Origin of the sequence: Paraburkholderia sp. J69-1, from assembly GCF_905220255.1 — a bacterium.
Lineage (GTDB): Bacteria > Pseudomonadota > Gammaproteobacteria > Burkholderiales > Burkholderiaceae > Paraburkholderia.
This window is the reverse complement of sequence record NZ_CAJMZG010000022.1, coordinates 40,337-55,541: the sequence shown is the minus strand read 5'-3', so window position 1 is coordinate 55,541 and position 15,205 is coordinate 40,337. Positions and strand designations below refer to the sequence as shown.

Here is a 15,205-nt window from a genome sequence, read left to right as displayed (position 1 = left end):
GCCGCGCTTCGATGCGCTTGTCTATGCTCGCGCCCGGTCGCGCGCGATCGCTTTCAGAAACATTCCTGCGTGCTGGTGACACCCGAGATCACGCCGATGCAGTCGCGCTTCGGCGCCTTGTGTTCCGCGTAGCGAATCCGCGTGGGCTTCACCGGCGCCGGCGCGGCCACCGGTTCGACTTTGCCGAGCAGCGAGTCTTTGGTCACGCCGCTCGTGGCGAGGTTGTTTTCGTCGACCTGATTGCGCAACACCAGCGACAAGGTGCCCACGCTGCGTGCGAGATCGAGTTTTTCAGCCTGTTCCGGCGTGACTTCCAGCGTGACGGCATCCACCACCTTCGGTGCCGTGTCTTCGCGGCTCACCTGCTGCGCAACCGCCAGCACCAGAATTTTTTCCAGCACCGTTTTGGAAATGCTCAGTTGATCGGTATGACCCGGCTCCTGGGTATTCACGATCACATCGACGTAATTACCTGGCAGTGCGAACCCCGCCACACCGACTACATCGTTGACGCGCACGGTAATGGCCCGCTTGCCCGACGCAATGACCGCCGACAAACCACCCTTGGTGCCGACCGGCGCGAGCTTCGCTTCGATCACCGGCTCGCCCTTCGTGACGCTCGAGCGCACGACGCGGCCTTCGAGCGACTTCGCATCCTTGAATACGCCGGGCGGCAGGCTGTCGGCCGGCCAACTGACCGTATGCACCATATTCGCTTCGATCGGCTCGCCCAGACTGATGTCCTGATTGGCGACCGCAACCGACGTGATGCCGCTCGACGAGGTCTGCACGAGCCAGCGGGACGCCGAAAGTGCGGCCGCGAGACCCGCCGCGAGGGCGACGACAAACATGATCAACGCGCGACTGTTCTTCATGGCAAAACTCCTTCGTTGATGGCGACGTTCGCGGTCAGGCCGAGGCGAACAAAACCCCTATCGTTGCGCTGGCAATCGCCACGCCGTAAGGCAGCGTGCCCAGCGAGGCCGGCTGTGCATGAGACGCGGCGCTTATCCCGGCAATACCCGGAAGCCAGCGCGCGCAGCCACGCAGGACCAGCAACATCAAATCTCTCAACTTGCCGTGCTTCACGATCACCGCGATCGACCACACTCCGCCGATCAACAGCGCCACCAGCACGATATGCAAGGCAAACGCAGGGCCGACCCAGGCGCCGATCGTCATCATGAGTTTGACGTCGCCTGCGGCCATCCCGCGTACCAGATAAAACGGCAGCAGCAATGCGAAACCCGCCAGCGCGCCTTCGATCCAGACGACGCCGCCGCGCAAGGCGCCGAGCAGACAAACCTGGGCGAGCAGAGCGACGATCAGACCGCCCAGCACGATGCGATTGGGGATGCGCCGCGCGACGAGATCCGTGCTGGCCGTCACGATGGCCAGACACGCCACGCACAGCGGAATGGGTTGCGGCGGAAGATGTTCGACAAACATGGCGCCCCTCGTTTCGTGTTGTTTTTATGGGTTGGTGTTGGTTGGTGAGACTGCGTATGCGGGCAGAGCGGACGAATCGCCGCCAGCGATTCGTCCGCCGCCTCGCGACTCAGATCGAATCGCCGATCGTGTCGAAAGCAGTGCTGATCTTGGTAGCAAGGCCCGAGACAGCGGCGATGATGGCCAGCGCGATCAGCGAGCCGAGCAGCGCGTATTCGATGGCCGAGATGCCTTCTTCGTCACGGATGAAGCGGCTTGCGTTAGCGATGATGTTCTTCATGATTAACTCCATTAGGATGACTACATAAATCCCATTGCCGGAATGGCGTTGGGGATGAACGACTCGAAAGCGACTGAAAAGCGACTGAAAAGAGAAGCTGGCGATCAGACCTGCTGCAACATCGGCTGCATGCGGATGGCCGGACTCGCGCACATCGCAGCAATCGGCTTCAGCCGAAGCTGGCCGCCGCTGCGTGTGTCAAGGTGTAGAGTCCGCCGTGCGGCCAGCGTCCAACTTGCTGGCGCGCTACGGCTGGAAAAGGTGCGTCGTACAAAAGATGCAAACTGCTCGATAACCCCGTAGATCATTTTTATGCCCCGATTCAACCTCGTTTCTATTCGCATCCGGTCTATGCCGGTGCTGTGCGTCAGGTCTGCGGTGGCTGTTTCGTTCCCGACACCGCCGACCTGCGTGTCCAGTCCTAGGCAAAGTCCGGGCCAGCTCGGCGAAAAGCCCGCCAGCATTGGATTGGGCGCATTTCGGCAAGAATTGCCTGCGACAACTCCGTGTTAGAAATTGTTACTGGATTGATACATCGGTTTTGGGGGGTCGGACTGCGCTGCACGGTGCGTCTGCCCTATGGATAAAGGCTTCCGGCCTCTTTCCCCAGGACTTTCCCTGGGACTGCGGCATGTCGCGCCGCGCACCCTTTTTTTTAGCGCTGCAGCAAAGCTGTCCGCAGTTGATACAAGGCTGAAACATGGGCCTGTTTTGAACCGACAAATCGACCCAAAACGCTTCAAAAAACGCTGTGTGCGCGGCAGCGCCGGCGCCCATGGAATACGCGGGCTTGAAACGCCTTGCCGTTTCTACACATAATCAATCGTCGGTTATTAATGCAGACGAATTGGATTGCACGAGAAGATGAAGAAAAGTGCTGCAAAAGGGCAATCAGGCAACAGGCAGCGATCAGGGAAGAAACGCAAAAGAAGCAGTGAAACAAGTCGCACGACCGAGGACATCCGTTCCGGATCGGCAGACCATTCGGGGGCGGGACAATGGATATTCCACTGGGATCGGCGCGCGGCGCCGGGCGTCACACACGAGGCTGGATGACAAAAGAACGGTTTGTCGTCTACTGCCTGACGATGTGCATTCTTTATATCGCCTTCCTCGCGATGTGGGCGCGTATCACGCACGGTTTTCTGGCAACCGGCACCGCGCGGCCGGCCGGCGACTTCGCGGTGTTCTGGAGCGCCTCGCATGTGATGCTGCACGGCACTGCGGCCCAGGTGTACAACTTCACGTCTTTCTCCGCCGCGGCCGCGCAACTGTTCGGTCCGGGCCCCAAAGACTCCTTTCTGCCGTGGCTCTATCCGCCCACCTTCCTGCTGTTCGTCACGCCTTTCGCGTTGCTGCCCTTCGTCCTGTCTTACGCGCTGTTTGTCGCGTCGAGCCTGTTTATCTACGTCAAGGGCGCGCTGGCGGCTTCGGAACTCGCGCGCTGGACCGGCAATATTCGCGTCGCTATTTTGTTGATCGCGAGTTTGCCTTGCGTGTTCGTGGCAGCCCTGTTTGGACAAAATTCGCTGCTGACGGCCGCGCTTGCGCTGTTCGCCGTGCGCTGGATCGACCGCTTTCCCGTGCGCGCCGGCATCTGCATCGGACTGCTGGCCATCAAGCCGCAAATGGCCATGCTGTTTCCGTTTCTGCTGATCGCCACGCGCTCCTGGCGCGCCTTCGCCAGCGCCGCGGTCACCGCCACGGCATTTGCCGCGGTAAGCATCGCCGTGTTGGGCACGCCCACGCTCAAGCTCTCTTTTCTGGCCGCGGATCTCGCCCGTAGCGTGATTCTCGAACAAGGCCGGCTGTTCTGGCTCGCCTCGCCGACGGCGTTCGCCGCACTGCGTCTGGGCGGCGTGCCACTGCAACTCGCCTACGTAATCCAGGGCGCCATTGCCGCGCTCGCGATTGCGGCGGCATGCCATATCTGGCGCAAAACGCGCGATCCGGGCGCGCGAATCGCCATTCTTGCCGTCGCCACGCTGATCGCCAATCCGTATGTCTGGCATTACGAACTGGCCTGGCTCGGCCTCACGCTGGCGTGGCTGCTTGCCACCGGGCTGCGCACCGGCTGGCAGCGCGGCGAGCAGACCATCATCGTGCTGGCGTGGTTGCTGCCCGTTTTCGAACTGTTGAACCGCTGCCTGGAGTTGCCGCAGATCGGTTCGATCGTTCTGCTGCTCGTGCTGCTGCTCGTCCTGCGCCGCACGCGCGAAGAAGAAGCACGATGAGCGCGCACCTTGCCGCCGCTCGTCGCGCGCCGATGCGCGCCGAACATTGGCTCAATCCTGCCCGGCTGCGCAACTGGTCGTTCGTGGCGCTGATGTGCTATCTGATCGTCGGGTTGGGCTATCTCTATCATCTGGCGTCGCATCACGCCGGATTCCGGCAACCCGCCACCGACATGCTGCCGTTCTGGAGCGCGTCGTTTCTTGCGCTGAAGGGCCACGCCATCGACGCCTACAACATGCAGGCGATCAAGGCGATCGAACTGGCGATTTCGCCCGCGCCCGTCGAAGCCGGCGGTTATGTGCTGCCGTGGCTGTATCCGCCGACTGCCCTGCTCGCCGTCCTGCCGCTCGCGCTTTTGCCTTATCCCGCAGCGGTCGTGCTGTTCGTGCTGGGTTCATGCGCGTTCTTCGCCGTGACGGTGCGCGCGATCGTGCGCCATGCCGAAGCGGGCTGGATGGCGCTGGCGTTCCCGGGCGCTGCGCTCGTCGTGGTGATGGGACAGAATGCGTTGCTGACCGCCGCGCTGGCCGGGCTGGGTTTGCACTGGCTGCGCCGGCATCCGGTGGCAAGCGGCATTTGCTTCGGACTCCTCTTTGTGAAGCCGCATCTAGCACCGCTGTTTCCCTTTGCGCTGCTCTGCTCGCGCTCGTGGCGCGCGCTCGCATCGACTTGCCTGACCGTGGCGGCGACGCTCGTGCTCGCGTTGTTCGCCTTCGGCGCGAATACCTTCGAGGCCTTTGTGCACGCAACGACCTTTGCAACCGGTTACGTCGAAGCCGGCAAGGGCTGCCTCGAACGCATCCCCACCTTCTTCGCGCTGATGCGCATGCTGCAGGCGCCCGTGCCGCTCGCCTACGCCCTACAAGGCATCTCGATCCTGGCCGCGTGCTGGGCCGTCTTAGAAACCTGGCGCCGCGAGGCTCCGCTCGCGCTGCGCGCCGCCACGCTGATGTGCGCAAGCCTGCTGGTCAGCCCGTATCTGCACGACTACGACTTGGCCTGGTATGGCGTCGTGATAGCCTGGTGCTGCCGTTATGGTTTCTCGCACGGATGGCGCCGCGGCGAACGCGAATGGCTCTGCCTGCTCTGGCTCGCGCCGGTGCTCGGCATGCTGGTGGTCGCGCGCGTGCATGTGCAGTTTTTGCCGATCATCAGCGCATTGACGCTGTGGATGCTGGTTCAACGCACGCGCGAGGCGCAGCACGCGCCCGTTGTGCTGGCAGGCAACCGGGACGATTGATGCTGCGCTGGCGCCGCAAGCGCCCGCAGTCAAAGCAGACGTGGCACGACGCCACGCAGCAGGAGAGACGGGGGAATCATGAATACACGTATCAGCAAGCCGCTTGTTTCGATGGTGGTGCCGTTCTACAACGAAGAAGAAGCGATCGAAGCGTTCTTTGCCGGACTTGTTCCGGTGCTGGAAGCCATCGCTTCGATCCGCTTCGAGATCGTTTGCATCAACGACGGCAGCAGCGATGCGACGCTCGCCCGATTGATCAACGCGAGCAGCAAGGACCGCCGTATCCGCGTGATCGACCTCACGCGCAACTTCGGCAAGGAGGCCGCGCTGACCGCCGGTATCGACGAGGCCTTCGGCGACGCCGTGATTCCCATCGACGCCGATCTGCAGGACCCGCCGAGCCTGATTCCCGTGATGATCGAGCACTGGCGCGACGGCGCCGATGTGGTGGCCGCGCGGCGCACCAACCGCGCGAGCGACACCTGGGCCAAGCGCACCGCCGCGGGGCTCTACTACCGCGTGCATAACGTGCTGTCGGATGTGAAGCTGCCCGAGAATGTCGGCGACTTCCGCCTGATGGATCGCGAAGTCGTCAACGCGCTGCGGCGCCTGCCCGAATCGCGGCGCTTCATGAAGGGGCTGTTCGCGTGGGTGGGCTACCGGACCGTGATCGTCGATTACGTGCGCGAGGCGCGCAGTGCCGGGCACTCGAAATTCTCCGGCTGGCGGCTGTGGAATTTCGCGCTCGAAGGCATCACCAGCTTCAGCACGGTGCCGCTGCGTAGCTGGACCTATATCGGCCTTGCCATCGCGGCAGCCGCGTTCCTCTATGGCGGCTTTATCGTCGGGCGCACGGTGCTGTTCGGCAATCCCGTGCCGGGCTACGCCTCCTTGCTGACCGTGCTGCTGTTCATGGGCGGGATCGAATTGATCGGCATCGGCGTGGTGGGCGAATACGTCGGGCGCATCTATCACGAATCCAAGGGCCGCCCGGTTTATCTCGTGCGCCGTCGTTATCAGACCAAGAACAAGGTCAGCACGCTGCCCATTGAACATACCCAGCGCACGCAGCGCGCCGGGCGTAATGTCGCGCGCACCGCGCAGATTGTGCGGCTCGACCCCACGCGCCGTCGTACCGTGGCGCGCGTGCGCACGGCAGCGCGTTGATGCCGCACTTAATCAAGCAGACAAATAAAACGAACGCCTGAACTATTTATCGCGATTAATAAAAATACCTGTCGAGTACCACCTCGACAATCATCTGACTAAATCGCGTTAAGCAAAAAACGATGCGGTTTTAATCTGATTGCAACCTGCACGACGTTGAATTAAGGTCATTCTGTGCGCACCCAGACCACGCGCATTGGCGAATACGATCGGCAAAAACACGATCGATTCGGCCGGTGGATTCGTTTCGGGGGAATCATGAATACCATCTCGACTTCAATGGCAGCGGAGCGTTCGGTACTGTATGTCTCGGCCATCCCGGACACCCGCATCGTCGAATTGCTGACATCGGCCAACTGGCAGGTTGCGCTCGCAACCGGTACGGAGGCGACGGCGCCTGCCGCTTCGCGCGTCGGCCTGATCGAGCTGCCGCCCAACGTCACGCAGGAACAATTGGGCGCGCTGCAGACCTACGCGCAACAGGTGAAAGTTACGTGGATCGCGCTCGTGCAGCCCGGCCAGTCCGAAGACACCGGCACGCGCCAGTTCATCCTCGATCATTGCTACGACTTCATTACGTCGCCCTACCCTGACCGCAGTCTGCTGTTCGCCATCGGCCATGCTTACGGTCTGGCGACGCTGCGCGACGCGTCCAGGACGTCGAATATCCCGAACGCCGCGAATGCCGCCGCCACGCCGCCGGAAGCGCCCAAGCGCGTCTCTTCCCGGCGCAGCCACGGCCAGTTCGACATGATCGGCGAATGCGACGCCATGGAAGAGCTTTACCGCGGCATCCAGCGCTGCGCGCGCACGCCCGCGCCGGTCTTTATCAGCGGCGAATCGGGCACCGGCAAGGAACTCGCCGCGCTCGCCATCCACAATCGCTCGGCGCGCTCGCGCCAGCCTTACGTCGCCATCAATTGCGCGGCCATTCCCGCCACGCTGCTGCAGGCCGAACTCTTCGGCCATGAACGCGGCGCCTTTACGGGCGCGCTGCAGCAGAAGATCGGCCGGATCGAATCGGCGTCGCGCGGCACGCTGTTTCTCGACGAAATCGGCGATATGCCTTACGCATGCCAGGCCGTGCTGCTGCGTTTTCTACAGGAAGGCACGTTCGAGCGGCTGGGCAGCAACACGCCGATCAAGGTCGACGTGCGGATCATTTCCGCGACGCACGTCGATCTGGAAGCGGCCGTGGCGGAAGGAAAATTCCGCGCCGACCTCTATCACCGGCTTTGCGTGCTGAAGGTCACCACGCCGCCGCTGCGCGAGCGCGAAGCGGATATCGACCTGCTCGCCCAGCACGCGCTGGCGCTCTACAAAAAAGAGTCGCAGGTCAAGATTCGCGGCTTTTCCGCCGACGCACTCACGGCGTTGCGCCAATACGACTGGCCCGGCAACGTGCGCGAGTTGTTCAACTGCATCCGCCGCACCCTGGTGATGGCCGAAAACCCGGTGATCAGCGCCGCCGACCTGGGCCTGCGCGTCATGCCCAACTCGCTCGGCGACGCGCTTAACGTCGCGCGCGCGGAAACCGGAGCGTCAGCCGCACCCGCCGCCCCGCAAAGCGTCGCGAAAAAGCCCGCGCACGCGTAACTCATCACGCTGAAGTCCGTCGCGCCGCCACCGCAAGGTTGCCGCGCGACGGACGTCGCCCCACCTTTTCCCCTCATCCGCACTCAAAATGATGCTTATCGCATCGAATGACGCGCCCGAAACTCTCCTCGTTCGCCATAGTGGTAATCCATATTCTGAAAGCGCTTGTCTGACTATTTGTGTTGGTATACCGTATTACCATATTAATCTAGACTGAATCCAGACGAGCCGATGCTCGCGGTTTTTCCCCGCTTTCCCGTGAACATGAAGATGCAGAACCTTTCGATCGGCAAGAAGTTGACCACGGCGTTCTGCGTCGTCATTGCAGTGTTTCTCGTCAGTTCGGCCGTGTGCTGGTACGGCCTCAACGCCATCGATCAGAAGCAGAAACAGAACGCCGTTTCCGTGCAGGCGCAATTGCTCGTCAAGGATGCGGGCGCCGACTACCTGAACATCATCTGGGCGCTGCTCGCCTACAACCTCGACGGCCAGCCCGGCCACAAGAAGTGGAAAGTCGATCACATCGGCGACTTCCGGCAGCGCATGGCGGCCATCAAGGCGCTCGATCCCGCCGATGCGGCGCGCAACCAGCTGGTCGATACCGCCGTCGCGCAGTACGACGCCTGGGAAGCCAAGGTCGTCGATCCGATGCTCGCGATGCGCACGCAGGTCAACGACGGCAGCGCCACGCTCGCGCAATTGAGCGCGCTGACCGAAGGATTCGGCAGCTATCTGGGCACGGGCGACATGATTGCCGCCGTCGACGCACTCGACAAAAGCGAGCGCCAGCGCATCGACACGCGCACCGCCGAACTGGACTCGCTACGGCACACGATCTACACGAGCGTGGCGCTGGCGGCCGCGCTGGCCGTCCTGTGCGCGGCGCTGGCCGGGCGCTGGCTCGTGACCGCGATCCGCGACCCGCTCACGCGCGCCGTCGAAACCGCACAGGCGATCGCGGCCGGCCGCCTCGACAGCCGCATCGACCGCACCCGCAGCGACGAAACCGGCCGCCTGCTCTGCGCCATGGACGATATGCAGACCTCGCTGCAGACCATCGTCGGCTCAGTCACGCAGGGCGTGGAAGCCGTCAAGGTGGGCGCCTCGCAGATCGCGGCCGGCAATACCGATTTGTCGTCGCGCACCGAACAGCAGGCCGCCGCGCTCGAAGAAACCTCCGCGACCACGCACGAATTGACCGAAGCCGTGCGTCAGAACGCCGACAACGCGCGCCACGCCTGCGACGTGATCGTGCGCGCGATGGACGCCGTCAACGCGGGCAACACCATGTCCGCACAGATGATCGAAACCATGAACGAGGCGTCGGGCAGCGCGGAAAAGATCGCGTCGATTACCTCGATCATCGAAGGCATCGCCTTCCAGACCAATATCCTCGCGCTCAACGCGGCGGTCGAAGCGGCGCGCGCGGGCACCGAGGGGCGCGGCTTCGCGGTGGTGGCATCGGAAGTGCGCTCGCTCGCGCAACGATCGTCGACGGCCGCGAAGGAGATCAAGGAACTGATCGAACAATCGACCACCTCGATCTCGGGCGGCGCGACGCGCGCGCATGACGTCGGCGCGACCATGACACGACTGCGCGCCGACATTGCCTCGGCGAAAGACGTGTTCGAGTCGATCGCGCAGGCATCGACGGAACAAAGCCGTGGCCTCGAACAGGTCAATCAGGCGATCGCGCAAATGGATCAGGTCACGCAGCAGAACGCCGCGCTCGTGGAAGAAGCCGCCGCGGCCGCGCACGCACTCGACGAACAGGCGATGCGACTGCAAGGCGCGGTGGCGGTGTTTTCGGCCTGACATCGCAGACTCGAACTTGACGCGGTGACGCTCGCCGCGCGATTTAAGAGTTTTCGGATACCACTTTATCTCTTATGAGATCACTTTAATGTTTCAAGGCGGCAAATCCTGCTGCCCCGATTCGTTAGGGTGAGCAATGCGTGATGCGACGACCGGGCGCGAAGTTGCCCGTATAGGCGATACAACCGATCACGGCGGCGAGACTATCGAAGCCGCCCACGATCTCGCACACATGGGCCGGCGCGTGGCGCTGGACGGACATCTCATCAGGTGTCCGAAATGTGGCGGCAACTTCCCCATTCAGGCAAGCGGAAAATGCACGCATGGCGGCGTGCCGGTTGCTTTTATCGGCGATAAAACCGCGTGCGGCGCGACAATCATTGGCGCTCGCGCATGACCGCGCTGCAATGGCAAATGCTGAGCATGCGCGGCCCCGCCCTGCCGGAACGCCCAACGGTCAATTCCCGTGGGCGACCGCATGATGAAAGCGTACTGATTCTGCGAAGGATTGCCGGGCGCGAAGGCATCGGCAAGCTGTTTGAATATCGCGTGGAGGCGACGGCCCGCGCGAGTTTCCTGCCGATGATTTTCGACGAGGACGAGCGCACGCGGATCGACCTCGATCGTATTGCCGGGACGCCGAACTGGCGGACGATCGATCTCGAGCGCGTTGAGGATTCGCGCGACCCCACGCGCATCGTTACGTCGAGCAGCGGCGCGGGTGTGCGCGAGATTAACGGCATCGCCGTTTTGATTTCCCTCTCCGCGTTCGCGGGCATCGCATCGGCGCAAAACGCCGAAAACGGCATTCAGAATGGACCCGGCACGCGCCGCGCAGATCGAAGAACACGCCCGCAATGTGCAGGCACAACCCTCGACCATGCAATTCGACGAAGCATCGGATTCCACGCGCGCTCCGGCTCAACATGCGAAGGGCAAGCACGCCCACAACGCAAAGCACGAAAAGTCGAAGTCCAAGGCGAAGAAGGCACACAGCCACAAGGCTCCGAACGCACAGTAAGCATCGGCACGTTACGGCGGGATCGCTTCTCCCTCCCACCATGCAACACAATTAATTAATCAGGATTGCCAATATATGCAATCAGTAAAGCCGCAACGACCCAGCAGCACCAACAGTCAGTTACACGGCTCCACGCGCGCATTCTGCGCGTCCTGCGCGTCCTGCGGCAACGGCATCGCAGAAGCAGGCAAACCAAAAATCACGTCGAAGATCAGATTGAAGATATACGCGTAGACGAGAAAGAACACCGTCAGGCTGATGTCCATCAGGAAGGACTCGGCCAGCGAGACGCGCAGCGTCAGCGCAATCATCGGAACGAGAAAGATCACCAGGCCGCCCTCAAAGCCGATCGCATGCATGATGCGTCGCAACGGGCTGCGCCCGCGTTTGGTTTGTCGCGCTTCCCAGCGCTCGAACAACCAGTTGTAAACAGCGTTCCACGTCACCGCGACCAGCGATGTCAACACCGCCGCCGCGCCCGCGTGGCTTGCGTCACTCCCCGCAACCGAGGCAAAACTCGTTCCCGTGATGAGGATGCCGAGTCCCTCAAACAACGTGAGATAGACGACCCGGCGCTTGATGCCCTGCATGGCCCGCTCCGTTCTGTAACGCGTGAGTGGATGGAAGCGTCGATACTACACGAGCGCGAATAACCGCAGCGCGGCTGCGGTTATCGGCGATTTCAAGCGCTATACCGCGCTATTCGATGCTTAAACCAGTTCGGTAAACACCGCTTCCGTACTCAAACGCGACTTCGGCAGTTTGGCGTTGAAGTCGTCGGCGCTGCGGTAGCCCAGGCCCACGACCACGATCGACGTCAGGCCGCGCTCAGCGAGGCCGAGTTCTTCGTCCAGCGCTTTCGCGTCGAAACCTTCCATCGGGCAAGCGTCGATTTCAAGCGTCGATGCGCCGATCAGCAGCGTGCCAAGCGCCAGAAACGCCTGCTTTTCCATCCATGCGGACAAATCATCTCGCTCGCGATGCAGATTGACGTAGAAGCCACGCGTGTTCTGCTGGACCGTCTTCGCCTCGTCGCTGGCAAAGCGGCCATCGGCGGCTTCCTGCTCCAGCACGGCGTTCAGGTGTGCTTCGTCCATATCCTTGCGCACGCACAGCACCAGCACGTGCGAGGCGCGCGTGACCTTCGCTTCGTTATAGGCATAACCCGGCTGCATCGACTTCGCGACGCGGGCGCGAGCGGCGTCGCTTTGCGCCACCACGAAATGCCACGGCTGCGCGTTCACCGACGACGGGCTGAAACGGATCAGTTCCTTGAGCTCATCGATAACAGCGGCGGGAATCTTGCGAGCAGGATCGAATGATTTGGTGGCGTGACGGGCCTTGGCGAAGCGGGTGAGATTCAACACAAACTCCTGAAATGAGGCGGTAACTGGCAAGGCCGGTATCCTACCAGCCTGGGCCATTTCGCGTGCAGGCGCGCCACGCTCCCCGCACGCAGGCCGCACCAATACTTGAGGATTTCACCATGCGCCAGGCCATCCACCATCTGCACGTCAACGCGCGCTCGCGAGGGTTGACCGAATTCACGCAGGAAGTCCGCGCTTTCGTGCGCGAAAGCGGCATCGGCATGGGGTTGCTGACGCTGTTCTGTCGGCATACTTCGGCATCGCTGCTGATTCAGGAGAACGCCGATTCCTCTGCGCGCCGCGATCTCGAACGCTATTTCGACGAACTCGCGCCCGAAGACCCGCAGCGCTACGAGCACGACACCGAAGGCCCCGACGATATGCCCGCGCATCTGCGCACCGCGCTCACGCAGACGCAGCTTTCGATTCCCGTCGAGCGTGGCGCCCCGCTGCTCGGCACCTGGCAAGGGATTTACCTGTTCGAGCATCGCCGGCACGCGCACACGCGCGAAGTCGTGCTGCACCTGCTTGGCGAATGACGCGCGTCAACCGCGCAGCCGTGACAAACAATGCCGCTCCGAGCAAAGCGGCCTTGCAAGCGCTATGCTTGCGTCTGATCTTTTCCCTGCAACCGTTTACTCTTAACCGACCACCCATCGAGGAATATTCATGAAACAGTCCGCCGGCTCCATGATCAGCTTCAATCGCCCCGACGGCAAAGCGCTGCAGGGCTACCTCGCCATGCCCGAAAAGACCGAAGGCGCGCCTGCCATCGTCGTGATCCAGGAATGGTGGGGCTTGAACGACCAGATTCGCGGCGTGGCCGACCGCCTCGCGCAGGCCGGCTACTACGCGCTCGTGCCCGACCTCTATCGCGGCAAGCACACCGTCGAGGAAGAAGAAGCCCATCACCTGATGACGGGCCTCGATTTCGGCGACGCCGCTTCGCAGGACATCCGCGGCGCCGTCGATCACCTCAAGACGCTGACCGACCGCGTCGGCATCACCGGCTACTGCATGGGCGGCGCGCTCACGCTGCTGGCCGCCAACCAGATTCCGGGTCTGTCGGGTGCCGTCGTGTGGTACGGCTTCCCTCCGCTCGAATACCTCGACGCGAGCAAGATCACAGTGCCGGTGCTCGGTCATTGGGGCACGCAGGACGGCTTCTTCAAGATCGAAACCGTCGACGAACTCGAAAAGAAACTGCATGACGGCGGCGTGAATGTCGAATTCCACCGCTACCTGGCGTACCACGCGTTCGCCAACGAAACGGCCGTCGGTCCAGGCCGCATCGCGCACACGCAGTTCGATCCGGTCTGGTCGCAGCTCGCCTGGGACCGCACGCTGACTTTCTGGGGCCGCACGCTCTGGAAGCAGGCTTAAGGTTTAAAACGCTGCTTGCATCGGTTAATGTCGATGTAAAAGCGTGCCGATGTAAAAAACGCGGCGCACGTCTTGAAGGCGTGCGCCGCGTTGGCTTGAGCCGCAGACAGACTGCCTAGTGCGTGCGCCCTGCCGCGCCATCGAGCAGCGCAATTTCACGCTCGCTTTGCAGCACCGCCTTGCGCTCGCCTTCCGCATCGATCGAACGGGCGAGAATCAGATACGCAAGCGCCGAGACCAGCAGACCCACCGCCCAGGCCACATCCACGCCGCCGATGCGCGCCGCCAGCGGCCCGGTATAAATGCCCGGCAGCACGAAGAACGGCACCGTCGAGGCGAAACCCACCGCGTAGGCGATCAGGCCACGCGCGCCCCACGCACCGTAAAGACCGTTCGGCGTGAAGAGTTGCGTGATGGCATAGTGACCGCGGCGCACGAAAAAGAAGTCGACCAGGTTCACCGACGTCCAGGGCACCAGCAGATACAGCATGATCGTGAGCGCCGCAAACAGGATGTCGATGGCGTTACCCGAAAGCGACAGCGAGATCACCACCCAGACGAGACCGAGCGTCAGCACGGTGATGACGCGCACCGTCGACGTCGGCTTGACGGGTTTGAACGAATCCACCGCCGTGACCACCGTGAGCATCGCGCTATACGCGTTCAGGCCCATCGTCGCGACCATCGCGCCCACCGAGGCCAGCGAGATCAGCACGCCGAAGCCGCGGAACATCGCGTTGCCCGCATCGTAGAGCGCCACGAGACCGTCCGAGGCACCCAGACGCGTCGCCAGCCACGCACCCAGCGCAATCAGCCAGATCGCCGAAGCCGATGCGCCGATAAACACGGCCGCGATAATCGCACGCGGTTTCGTGTCGCGCGGCAGATAGCGCGAGTAATCCGATACATACGGCGCATACGTGATGTTGTAGCTCGCGCTCGCGGCAAACTGCGCGGCAAACGCCACCAGCGAGAAGCCGCCCGCGCGCACGACACCTGCCTTGACGCCCTCGGCGCCGAACACGATCCACAACGTAAGCAGCACGTAAAGCGGCAGGCTCGCCACCAGCAGCCATTTGAATACGCGATGCAGCCAGTCGTGCCCGTAGATCGCCAGCGCCAGCGCGATCAAGGCGGTCACGACGGTCACGATCGTCGGCGACCAGCCGAAGATGCCTTTCACGCCGCTCGCCATCAGCACGGTATCGACCACATTGAAGCCGATGAACGTGAACAAGGTGGCGATCAGGATCAGCACCACGCCGCGATAGCCGAATTGCGCACGCGACTGGATCATCTGCGGCAGGCCCAGGTGCGCGCCCTGCGAGGCGTGAAACGCCATGAACAGCGTGCCGAACAGAATGCCGAGCACGCCCGAGAGAATCGTATAGCCGAGCGACAGTCCCATGCTCGGCCCCACGAAGCCAATGGCGATCGTGAAGAACTGGAAATTGCCGAGGAACCAGAACGGTCCCTGACCTGCCACGCTGCCGTGACGTTCGTGCGCGGGAACATAATCGATCGAGCGCACTTCGATCTTGCGCCACTTGCCGCTCTTTGCGTTGGGCGCATCGGCGCTTTCGGACGGCGAAGGCGGCGCGGCGGCGGGCGATGCCCAGCCATTGAGGTTATCGGTGCTCATCTGTCTCTTC

16 protein-coding genes are annotated in these 15,205 nt (G+C 62.5%); 9 read left to right on the top strand and 7 right to left on the bottom strand.

The annotated features are described in order from the left end of the window. Positions 1 to 53 precede the first annotated feature (53 nt). From cpaB to U5A67_RS31510, 3 genes are all read right to left on the bottom strand, one after another. Positions 54 to 875 (bottom strand): Flp pilus assembly protein CpaB, encoded by an 822-nt coding sequence (gene cpaB, locus U5A67_RS31520; RefSeq protein ID WP_205983706.1) that lies wholly within the window; start codon positions 873 to 875, stop codon positions 54 to 56. Between the two features lie 34 nt (positions 876 to 909). Then, positions 910 to 1,449, bottom strand: coding sequence for a prepilin peptidase (locus U5A67_RS31515; protein WP_321817485.1), 540 nt, complete (start codon positions 1,447 to 1,449; stop codon positions 910 to 912). Positions 1,450 to 1,558: 109 nt separating this feature from the next. Continuing rightward, complete coding sequence (locus U5A67_RS31510) at positions 1,559 to 1,729, bottom strand: Flp family type IVb pilin (protein ID WP_205983704.1); 171 nt, start codon at positions 1,727 to 1,729, stop codon at positions 1,559 to 1,561. A 1,052-nt stretch (positions 1,730 to 2,781) separates the two neighbouring features. On the opposite strand from U5A67_RS31510, the gene U5A67_RS31505 reads away from it, so the two are divergent. The 5 genes from U5A67_RS31505 to U5A67_RS31485 all read left to right on the top strand — a co-directional run bounded on the left by U5A67_RS31505 (position 2,782) and on the right by U5A67_RS31485 (position 9,782). Then, positions 2,782 to 3,963 carry a glycosyltransferase family 87 protein gene (locus U5A67_RS31505; protein WP_321817486.1) on the top strand — a complete coding sequence of 394 codons (1,182 nt, stop codon included), beginning with the start codon at positions 2,782 to 2,784 and terminating at the stop codon, positions 3,961 to 3,963. Next, the gene (locus U5A67_RS31500) at positions 3,960 to 5,204 is read left to right on the top strand and encodes a glycosyltransferase family 87 protein (protein WP_321817487.1); all 1,245 of its coding nucleotides are present in this window, start codon (positions 3,960 to 3,962) and stop codon (positions 5,202 to 5,204) included. Before U5A67_RS31505 ends, U5A67_RS31500 begins: the two co-directional genes overlap by 4 nt. A gap of 78 nt (positions 5,205 to 5,282) precedes the next feature. Then, the gene (locus U5A67_RS31495; protein ID WP_321817488.1) at positions 5,283 to 6,371 is read left to right on the top strand and encodes a glycosyltransferase family 2 protein; all 1,089 of its coding nucleotides are present in this window, start codon (positions 5,283 to 5,285) and stop codon (positions 6,369 to 6,371) included. Between the two features lie 258 nt (positions 6,372 to 6,629). Continuing rightward, a complete protein-coding gene (locus U5A67_RS31490; protein WP_321817489.1) occupies positions 6,630 to 7,967 on the top strand; it encodes a sigma-54 dependent transcriptional regulator in 1,338 nt (445 codons plus the stop codon). 264 nt (positions 7,968 to 8,231) lie between these two features. Next, entirely contained in the window at positions 8,232 to 9,782 is a 1,551-nt protein-coding gene (locus tag U5A67_RS31485; protein ID WP_321817490.1) for a methyl-accepting chemotaxis protein, read from the top strand. Between the two features lie 124 nt (positions 9,783 to 9,906). Here U5A67_RS31485 and U5A67_RS31480 read toward each other — a convergent pair whose 3' ends face one another. After that, positions 9,907 to 10,044 carry a hypothetical protein gene (locus U5A67_RS31480; RefSeq protein WP_321817540.1) on the bottom strand — a complete coding sequence of 46 codons (138 nt, stop codon included), beginning with the start codon at positions 10,042 to 10,044 and terminating at the stop codon, positions 9,907 to 9,909. On the opposite strand from U5A67_RS31480, the gene U5A67_RS31475 reads away from it, so the two are divergent. Together U5A67_RS31475 and U5A67_RS31470 are read left to right on the top strand one after the other, a co-directional pair. Then, the gene (locus U5A67_RS31475; RefSeq protein WP_321817535.1) at positions 10,015 to 10,179 is read left to right on the top strand and encodes a PAAR domain-containing protein; all 165 of its coding nucleotides are present in this window, start codon (positions 10,015 to 10,017) and stop codon (positions 10,177 to 10,179) included. The two genes, U5A67_RS31480 and U5A67_RS31475, sit on opposite strands and share 30 nt — an antisense overlap. Further along, positions 10,176 to 10,862 (top strand): hypothetical protein, encoded by a 687-nt coding sequence (locus U5A67_RS31470; protein WP_321817491.1) that lies wholly within the window; start codon positions 10,176 to 10,178, stop codon positions 10,860 to 10,862. Before U5A67_RS31475 ends, U5A67_RS31470 begins: the two co-directional genes overlap by 4 nt. A gap of 57 nt (positions 10,863 to 10,919) precedes the next feature. Here the strand turns inward: U5A67_RS31470 and U5A67_RS31465 are convergent, their stop codons facing one another. Then, positions 10,920 to 11,393 (bottom strand): PACE efflux transporter, encoded by a 474-nt coding sequence (locus U5A67_RS31465; RefSeq protein WP_321817492.1) that lies wholly within the window; start codon positions 11,391 to 11,393, stop codon positions 10,920 to 10,922. 120 nt (positions 11,394 to 11,513) lie between these two features. After that, complete coding sequence (nfsB, locus tag U5A67_RS31460) at positions 11,514 to 12,167, bottom strand: oxygen-insensitive NAD(P)H nitroreductase (RefSeq protein ID WP_321817493.1); 654 nt, start codon at positions 12,165 to 12,167, stop codon at positions 11,514 to 11,516. 122 nt (positions 12,168 to 12,289) lie between these two features. Here nfsB and U5A67_RS31455 point away from each other — a divergent pair, with 122 nt between their 5' ends. Next, a complete protein-coding gene (locus U5A67_RS31455; protein WP_321817494.1) occupies positions 12,290 to 12,709 on the top strand; it encodes a secondary thiamine-phosphate synthase enzyme YjbQ in 420 nt (139 codons plus the stop codon). 130 nt (positions 12,710 to 12,839) lie between these two features. Beyond that, positions 12,840 to 13,553 (top strand): dienelactone hydrolase family protein, encoded by a 714-nt coding sequence (locus U5A67_RS31450; RefSeq protein ID WP_321817495.1) that lies wholly within the window; start codon positions 12,840 to 12,842, stop codon positions 13,551 to 13,553. Positions 13,554 to 13,668: 115 nt separating this feature from the next. Here U5A67_RS31450 and U5A67_RS31445 read toward each other — a convergent pair whose 3' ends face one another. Beyond that, complete coding sequence (locus U5A67_RS31445) at positions 13,669 to 15,195, bottom strand: purine-cytosine permease family protein (protein ID WP_321817496.1); 1,527 nt, start codon at positions 15,193 to 15,195, stop codon at positions 13,669 to 13,671. Positions 15,196 to 15,205: the final 10 nt, after the last annotated feature.

Bases quoted from the DNA above. Each gene is read 5' to 3' on its own strand.
- cpaB (WP_205983706.1), bottom strand. From the start codon at position 875: ATGAAGAACAGTCGCGCGTTGATCATGTTTGTCGTCGCCCTCGCGGCG.
- U5A67_RS31515 (WP_321817485.1), bottom strand. From the start codon at position 1,449: ATGTTTGTCGAACATCTTCCGCCGCAACCCATTCCGCTGTGCGTGGCG.
- U5A67_RS31510 (WP_205983704.1), bottom strand. From the start codon at position 1,729: ATGAAGAACATCATCGCTAACGCAAGCCGCTTCATCCGTGACGAAGAA.
- U5A67_RS31505 (WP_321817486.1), top strand. From the start codon at position 2,782: ATGACAAAAGAACGGTTTGTCGTCTACTGCCTGACGATGTGCATTCTT.
- U5A67_RS31500 (WP_321817487.1), top strand. From the start codon at position 3,960: ATGAGCGCGCACCTTGCCGCCGCTCGTCGCGCGCCGATGCGCGCCGAA.
- U5A67_RS31495 (WP_321817488.1), top strand. From the start codon at position 5,283: ATGAATACACGTATCAGCAAGCCGCTTGTTTCGATGGTGGTGCCGTTC.
- U5A67_RS31490 (WP_321817489.1), top strand. From the start codon at position 6,630: ATGAATACCATCTCGACTTCAATGGCAGCGGAGCGTTCGGTACTGTAT.
- U5A67_RS31485 (WP_321817490.1), top strand. From the start codon at position 8,232: ATGAAGATGCAGAACCTTTCGATCGGCAAGAAGTTGACCACGGCGTTC.
- U5A67_RS31475 (WP_321817535.1), top strand. From the start codon at position 10,015: ATGGGCCGGCGCGTGGCGCTGGACGGACATCTCATCAGGTGTCCGAAA.
- U5A67_RS31480 (WP_321817540.1), bottom strand. From the start codon at position 10,044: ATGTCCGTCCAGCGCCACGCGCCGGCCCATGTGTGCGAGATCGTGGGC.
- U5A67_RS31470 (WP_321817491.1), top strand. From the start codon at position 10,176: ATGACCGCGCTGCAATGGCAAATGCTGAGCATGCGCGGCCCCGCCCTG.
- U5A67_RS31465 (WP_321817492.1), bottom strand. From the start codon at position 11,393: ATGCAGGGCATCAAGCGCCGGGTCGTCTATCTCACGTTGTTTGAGGGA.
- U5A67_RS31455 (WP_321817494.1), top strand. From the start codon at position 12,290: ATGCGCCAGGCCATCCACCATCTGCACGTCAACGCGCGCTCGCGAGGG.
- U5A67_RS31450 (WP_321817495.1), top strand. From the start codon at position 12,840: ATGAAACAGTCCGCCGGCTCCATGATCAGCTTCAATCGCCCCGACGGC.
- U5A67_RS31445 (WP_321817496.1), bottom strand. From the start codon at position 15,195: ATGAGCACCGATAACCTCAATGGCTGGGCATCGCCCGCCGCCGCGCCG.